Below are 6,444 nucleotides of genomic sequence, written 5' to 3'. Positions count from 1 at the left end.
TCGAGACGTTCTTCGGCGGCGCGCAGGGCGGCGGGGGCGGACGGGGGCCCCGGCCGCGGTCCCGTCGCGAGCGCGGGCAGGACGCCCTCGTGCGCGTCTCCCTTCAGCTCGGCGACGTGGTCTTCGGTGCCCACCGCGACCTCGAGGTCGACACGGCCGTGCTGTGCGAGACCTGCCAGGGCTCGTGCACGCAGCCGGGCACGAGCGAGGTCACGTGCGACATCTGCCATGGCTCGGGTCACGTGCAGCGCACGGTGCGCAGCCTTCTCGGCAACGTCGTCACCAGCCAGCCCTGCACCGTCTGCCACGGACACGGCACGACCATTCCGTATCCCTGCGGCACGTGCCAGGGTCAGGGACGCGTCCGCGCCCGCCGCACCGTTTCGGTCGACATCCCCGCTGGCGTCGAGTCGGGTCTGCGCCTGCAGCTGCCGGGCTCGGGCGAGGTGGGTCCCGCGGGTGGCCCCAACGGCGACCTGTACCTCGAGATCACGGTCGAGGCGCACGACGCCTTCAGCCGAGAGGGAGACGACCTGGTCGCGACCCTCGAGGTGTCGATGCCGGATGCCATCCTCGGCGCCACCACGACGATCGAGTCCCTCGACGGCTCGGTCGACCTCGAGGTGCGCCCGGGCGTGCAGTCCGGCGACGTCCTGACCATCAAGGGCCGCGGCATCACGCCGCTGCGCGGGAGCCAGCGCGGTGACCTCAAGGTCGGCGTGCACGTGGTCACGCCCACGCGACTCGACCACAAGGATCGCGCCCTCATCGAGGAGTTCGCCAAGCGGACCAAGGCCCCCAAGCCCCGCCTGGCCGAGCACCAGCAGGGCATGTTCAGCAAGTTCCGCGACCGCTTCCGGCACTGATCGTGGCCCTGCACTTCGTCACCGACGACGCCGGGGTCGCCCGCCCGGGCGCGACCGTGACCCTCACCGGCGCCGAGGCGCATCACGCCGCAGCGGTCCGGCGCGTGCGCGTCGACGAAGAGGTGACCCTGGGCGACGGCCGGGGCATCTGGCTGTCGGGGGTCGTCGTCGCGGCGACGCCGAAGCAGGTCGACGTCCGGGTGACCGCGCGCGACGAGCGTCCGGCGCCGTCTCCGCGGTTCGTGCTCGTCCAGGCCCTCGCCAAGGGCGATCGCGACGAGCTCGCCATCCAGGCCGCGACCGAGCTCGGGGTCGACGCGATCGTTCCGTGGCAGGCGGCGCGCAGCGTCTCTCGGTGGGATGCCAAGGCCGAGAAGGGACTCGCACGGTGGCGCACGATCGTGCGCGAGGCCGCCAAGCAGGCCCACCGCGCCTGGATCCCCGAGGTCGAGGCGGTCGCGCGCACGGCCGACCTGGTCCGTCGCGCGGGGGAGTCCACCGTTCTCGTGCTCGAGCCCACGGCATCCGTCCGTCTGACCGACACGACGGCCCCGGATGATCGCGATGTCGTCCTCGTCGTCGGCCCCGAGGGCGGGATCGCCCCCGAGGAGCTCGAGGCGCTGACCGCGGCCGGCGCCCGACCGGTGAGACTGGGCGACACGGTGCTGCGCACCTCGACCGCGGGTGCCGCGGCGATCGCGGTGCTGTCGGCGGCGCACGGGCGCTGGTGAGTCGCGGCGCGCTCCCCGACCTGGGTGTCGGAGGCCGTCACTAGACTGGATGCCATGAGCGAACCGTCGATCTTCACGCGCATCCTGCAGGGCGAGATCCCCGCCGAGATCGTGGCCGAGACCGAGAACGCCTTCGCGATCCGCGACATCGCGCCCCAGGCCCCGGTGCATCTGCTCGTCATCCCCAAGACGCCGCAGTACCGCAACGTCGTCGAGCTCGCCGCCGGCGACCCGGAGCTGCTCACCGAGGTCATCGGCCTCGCGAACAGCGTCGCAGCCGAGCACGCCGACGGCGACTTCCGGCTGATCTTCAACACCGGCGAGGGCGCCGGTCAGACCGTCTTCCATGTGCACGCCCACGTCCTCGCGGGCGGCCTGAACGAAAAGAGCCTCGGTGGCTGATTCCCCCGAAGAGACCGTCGTCGAGCAGATCGCCGTCGACGGCGTGGCCATGGTGCAGCTGCTCGGCCCGCAGGACCGCCTGCTGCGTGTGGTCGAGAAAGAGCATCCCGACGTCGACGTCCACGTGCGCGGCAACGAGATCACGCTTTCGGGTCCGGCCGCGGCGGTCCGCGCGGCGCGGGGACTGGTCGACGAGCTGCTGTCGATGACCCGGTCGGGTCACGGCCTCGACCCGGCCGACGTGTCCAGCTCGAACCGCATGCTGCGATCCGACGGCGGGCCCCGTCCGTCCGAGGTCATGGGCGAGGCGATCCTGTCGTCGCGCGGCAAGACCATCCGGCCCAAGACCGCCGGTCAGAAAGAGTACGTCGACGCGATCGACGAGAACACCATCGTCTTCGGCATCGGTCCCGCCGGTACTGGCAAGACGTACCTCGCGATGGCCAAGGCCGTGCAGGCGCTGCAGCGCAAAGAGGTCAACCGCATCATCCTCACTCGTCCCGCCGTCGAGGCCGGAGAACGACTGGGCTTCCTGCCGGGCACGCTGACCGACAAGATCGACCCCTATCTGCGCCCGCTCTACGACGCGCTCAACGAGATGATGGACCCCGACATCGTCCCCAAGCTCATGGCGACGGGAACGATCGAGGTCGCTCCTCTCGCCTACATGCGCGGCCGCACGCTCAACGACTCGTTCGTCGTGCTCGACGAGGCGCAGAACACCACGCCCGAGCAGATGAAGATGTTCCTCACGCGCCTCGGCTTCGGCACCCGCATGGTCGTCACCGGCGACATCACCCAGGTCGACCTGCCGCAAGGTGCGTCGGGTCTGCGGCTGGTCACGCGGGTGTTGAGCGACATCGACGACATCCACTTCTCGCGCCTCACCAGCGACGACGTCGTGCGCCACTCGCTGGTCGGCCGGATCGTCGACGCGTACAGCGAGTACGACGAGAAGCGCCTCGCCAACCGACGCGAGCGCGACGAGGCATCCGAATTCGCCGCCCGTGCGGAGCGACGCGGCCCCGGTGCCGCCGGTCCCCGCGATCACCTCCCGAGACGAAACCGCTGATGACGATCGAGATCAACAACGAGTCCGACCACCAGATCGACGAGCAGGTGCTGCTGCGCCTGATGGAGTACAACCTCGCCGAGCTGCACGTCAGTGCCGACGCCGACGTGGCCATCGTGCTCGTCGACGAGGGCGCGATGGAGTCCCTGCACGTGCAGTGGATGGACGAGCCCGGACCGACCGATGTGCTCAGCTTCCCGATGGACGAACTGCGTCCCGGGTCCGAGGACGCGCCGACCCCCGCGGGACTCCTCGGCGACATCGTGCTGTGCCCGGCCGTCGCCGAGACCCAGGCGGTCGCGGCCAAGCACTCGACCCAGGACGAACTGATCCTGCTCACCACGCACGGGCTGCTGCACCTGCTCGGCTTCGACCACGCCGAGCCCGATGAGGAACGCGAGATGTTCGGGCTGCAGCGCGAGCTGATCGCCGGCTTCCAGGCCGTCGAGCGCCAGCGCCGGGCATGACCGAAGCCCTCCTCCTCGTCGCCGCCCTGCTGCTCGTCGCCTTCGGCGGGTTGATGGCGGCGTCCGAGGCGGCCCTGGGTGTCACCTCACGCACCGACCTGCTCGAGCTCGGCTCCGCGGGGCGCAACGCCCGTGCCCTCCGCCGGATCGCCGACGACGCCGGTGCGCACCTCACCGCGGTGGTGTTCATCCGCGTCCTCGCCGAGACGACCGCCGCCGTGCTGGTCGCGGCATCCTTCATGCTCATCTTCGACGACATCTGGCTCGCCGTGGGTGCCGCCGCGGTGCTCATGACCGGCATCTCGTTCGTCGCCGTCGGCGCCAGTCCCCGCTCCGTCGGCCGGCAGCACGCGCGCGGTCTGCTGCGCGGCGTCGCTCCCGTCATCCGCGGCATGCGCATCCTGCTCGGCCCGCTCGCGCACGGCCTGGTCGCGGTCGGCAACCGCGTGACCCCCGGCGTCCCGCAGTCGACGTCCTTCGCCTCCGAGGAGCAGCTGCTCAGCATCATCGACGAGGCCGCCGAGAACGAGCTCATCGAAGAGGACGACCGCGAGCTCATTCACTCGGTCTTCGACTTCACCGACACCTACGTGCGCGAGGTCATGGTGCCGCGGACCGACATGGTCAGCGTCGACGCCGCGGCCACCTCGCGCGAAGCCCTGGCCCTGTTCCTCGACAAGGGCGTTTCGCGCGTCCCGCTGGCCGACGACGAGGCCGACGACATCGTGGGCGTGCTCTACCTGAAGGATCTCGTGCAGTTCGGCTTCCGCGACGAGGCCGGCTGGCGCGACGCCCCGATCCGTCGCATCGCGCGGCCGGCCGTCTTCGTCCCCGAGTCGATGAAGGCCGAGACGCTGCTGCAGCAGATGAAGAAGGATGCCGTGCATGTCTGCCTCGTCGTGGACGAGTACGGCGGGGTGGCGGGCCTCGTGACCCTCGAAGACCTCATCGAAGAACTCGTGGGCGAGATCGCCGACGAGTACGACGCTCCCTCGACCGAGATCGTCGAGCTGCCCGACGGCCGCTACCGCGTCAACGCCCGCCTGGGCCTCGACGAGGTCGGCGACCTGTTCGGTCTCGAGCTCGACGACGAGGACGTCGACTCGATCGGCGGCCTGCTCGGCAAGGCCCTCGGCCGCATTCCTCAGCCCGGCGCGACCGCCGAGCACTCCGGCCTCGTGATGACCGGCGGCGCGTCGCGCGGCCGCAATCGGGGCATCGCCACCGTGATCGTCGAGCGCAGCGAGCAGCCCGCCGACGACGACGCCGAGGACGAGGTCCCGGCGCGTGAAAGGAACGACAGATGACCGACACCCGCTCCGGTTTCGTGACCTTCGTGGGCCGGCCGAACGTCGGCAAGTCCACGCTGACCAATGCCCTGGTGGGCGAGAAGGTCGCTATCACCAGCGAGAAGCCGCAGACCACCCGCCGCGCCATCCGCGGGATCGTCAACCGCCCGGGCGGTCAGCTCGTGGTGGTCGACACCCCGGGCATCCACCGCCCGCGCACTCTGCTGGGCCAGCGCCTGAACGACCTGGTCGAGCAGGTGCTCGGCGATGTCGATGTGATCGCGTTCTGCGCCCCCGCGACCGAGAAGGTGGGCCCGGGCGACCGCCGCATCGCCGAATCCCTCTCGGGCTACCCGCGTGCGAAGAAGGTCGCGCTGGTCACCAAGACCGACGCGGCGACGCGGGACCAGATCACCGAGCGCCTCGTCGAGGTGGACGCCCTGCGCGAGGACTGGGCGGCGGTGATCCCGTTGTCGGCCGTCACGAACGACCAGCTCGACGTGCTGAGCGATGAACTGCTCGCGCTCATGCCCGAGGGCCCGGCGCTCTACGCCGACGACGTCGTCACCGACGAGACCCTCGAGGACCGCATCGCCGAGATCATCCGCGAGGCCGCCCTGCACGGCGTGCGCGACGAACTCCCGCACTCGATCGCGGTGACGGTCGACGACGTGGCCGCCCGCGAGGACAGCGACCTGACCGACGTCTGGGCCAACATCGTCGTCGAGCGCGACAGCCAGAAGGCGATCATCATCGGCAAGAAGGGTTCGCGCCTGGCCGACGTGGGCGCGCGCGCCCGCGCCGGGATCGAACCTCTCGTCGGTGGGCGCGTCTACCTGTCGCTGCACGTGCGCGTCGCGAAAGAATGGCAGCGCGACCCCAAGCAGCTCGGCCGACTCGGCTTCTGACCGACGGCCCGCCCGGGCCCGATGCACCGGCGACGGCCCGGTGCCCGCACGACACGGAAGGAGCAGGCATGGCGAAGAGGTGGACGGCTCCCGCTCCGGGACCCATCGAGCAGTGGATCCTCGACGACGTCGAGGTGCCCGCACCCGGTCCGGGTGAGGTGACGGTCCGCGTCCACGCGGCGGGGATCAATCCCGCGGATGCCAAGCACGTCGCCCAGGCCCGCCCCGGCGCGCAGTTCCCGGTGCCGATCGGCTACGAGCTCTCGGGTGAGGTCACGGCCGTCGGACCCGATTCGGTCGGCGGTTCGGGCGACCTCTCCGTCGGTGACGAGGTCGTGGTGTTCCGGGTGCAGGGTGCCTACGCCACCGAGATCACGGTGCCCGCGCGCGACGTGTTCGCCAAGCCCACGTCGCTCTCGCACGCCCAGGCCGCGAACCTGCTGCTGGCCGGCACCACCGCGGCCGAGATGATCCAGGTGACGCGCGTCGCCGACGGTGACACGGTGCTGCTGCACGCCGCCTCGGGCGCGGTGGGCGTGAGCCTGCTGCAGCAGGCGCGCGCGCTCGGTGTCCGTGTGATCGGCACGGTCGGACCGGATGCCGACGACTCGGCCGAGCGGGTTCGCCAGTACGGCGGCATCCCGGTGGCCTACGGCGAGGGCCTGCGCGAGCGCGTCGAGGCCGCCGCCGAGGGGGCGCCGATCGTCGC

At 71.0% G+C, this 6,444-nt stretch carries 8 protein-coding genes; all 8 read left to right on the top strand.

The window, feature by feature from the left end; genetic code table 11:
* On the top strand, positions 1–866 hold an 866-nt coding region (locus tag DBR36_RS10565), incomplete at its 5' end, for a DnaJ C-terminal domain-containing protein (RefSeq protein ID WP_108319187.1).
* A 2-nt stretch (positions 867–868) separates the two neighbouring features.
* Positions 869–1,597 carry a 16S rRNA (uracil(1498)-N(3))-methyltransferase gene (locus DBR36_RS10560; RefSeq protein WP_108319185.1) on the top strand — a complete coding sequence of 243 codons (729 nt, stop codon included), beginning with the start codon at positions 869–871 and terminating at the stop codon, positions 1,595–1,597.
* Positions 1,598–1,651: 54 nt separating this feature from the next.
* The gene (locus tag DBR36_RS10555; RefSeq protein WP_108319183.1) at positions 1,652–1,999 is read left to right on the top strand and encodes an HIT domain-containing protein; all 348 of its coding nucleotides are present in this window, start codon (positions 1,652–1,654) and stop codon (positions 1,997–1,999) included.
* 49 nt (positions 2,000–2,048) lie between these two features.
* Positions 2,049–3,071: a PhoH family protein gene (locus tag DBR36_RS10550; RefSeq protein ID WP_258222724.1), complete on the top strand. Its 1,023-nt coding sequence runs from the start codon at positions 2,049–2,051 to the stop codon at positions 3,069–3,071.
* Positions 3,071–3,538 (top strand): rRNA maturation RNase YbeY, encoded by a 468-nt coding sequence (gene ybeY / locus DBR36_RS10545; protein ID WP_058231539.1) that lies wholly within the window; start codon positions 3,071–3,073, stop codon positions 3,536–3,538. The genes DBR36_RS10550 and ybeY overlap by 1 nt, the downstream gene beginning before the upstream one ends.
* Positions 3,535–4,845 (top strand): hemolysin family protein, encoded by a 1,311-nt coding sequence (locus tag DBR36_RS10540; RefSeq protein WP_108319179.1) that lies wholly within the window; start codon positions 3,535–3,537, stop codon positions 4,843–4,845. The genes ybeY and DBR36_RS10540 overlap by 4 nt, the downstream gene beginning before the upstream one ends.
* Complete coding sequence (era, locus tag DBR36_RS10535; RefSeq protein ID WP_108319177.1) at positions 4,842–5,735, top strand: GTPase Era; 894 nt, start codon at positions 4,842–4,844, stop codon at positions 5,733–5,735. The genes DBR36_RS10540 and era overlap by 4 nt, the downstream gene beginning before the upstream one ends.
* Before the next feature lie 68 nt (positions 5,736–5,803).
* Positions 5,804–6,444, top strand: a 641-nt coding sequence (locus DBR36_RS10530; protein ID WP_108319175.1) for an alcohol dehydrogenase catalytic domain-containing protein, incomplete at its 3' end; no start/stop codon positions are given.

Source organism: Microbacterium sp. HMWF026 (assembly GCF_003061325.1).
Taxonomy (GTDB): Bacteria; Actinomycetota; Actinomycetes; order Actinomycetales; family Microbacteriaceae; genus Microbacterium; species Microbacterium testaceum_E.
Note: the sequence above shows the minus strand (reverse complement) of the source record. Positions and strands in the feature narration are given on the sequence as shown.

Coding starts and splice junctions, on each gene's coding strand:
- era (WP_108319177.1), top strand. CDS start 4,842: ATGACCGACACCCGCTCCGGTTTCGTGACCTTCGTGGGCCGGCCGAAC.
- DBR36_RS10555 (WP_108319183.1), top strand. CDS start 1,652: ATGAGCGAACCGTCGATCTTCACGCGCATCCTGCAGGGCGAGATCCCC.
- DBR36_RS10540 (WP_108319179.1), top strand. CDS start 3,535: ATGACCGAAGCCCTCCTCCTCGTCGCCGCCCTGCTGCTCGTCGCCTTC.
- DBR36_RS10550 (WP_258222724.1), top strand. CDS start 2,049: ATGGTGCAGCTGCTCGGCCCGCAGGACCGCCTGCTGCGTGTGGTCGAG.
- ybeY (WP_058231539.1), top strand. CDS start 3,071: ATGACGATCGAGATCAACAACGAGTCCGACCACCAGATCGACGAGCAG.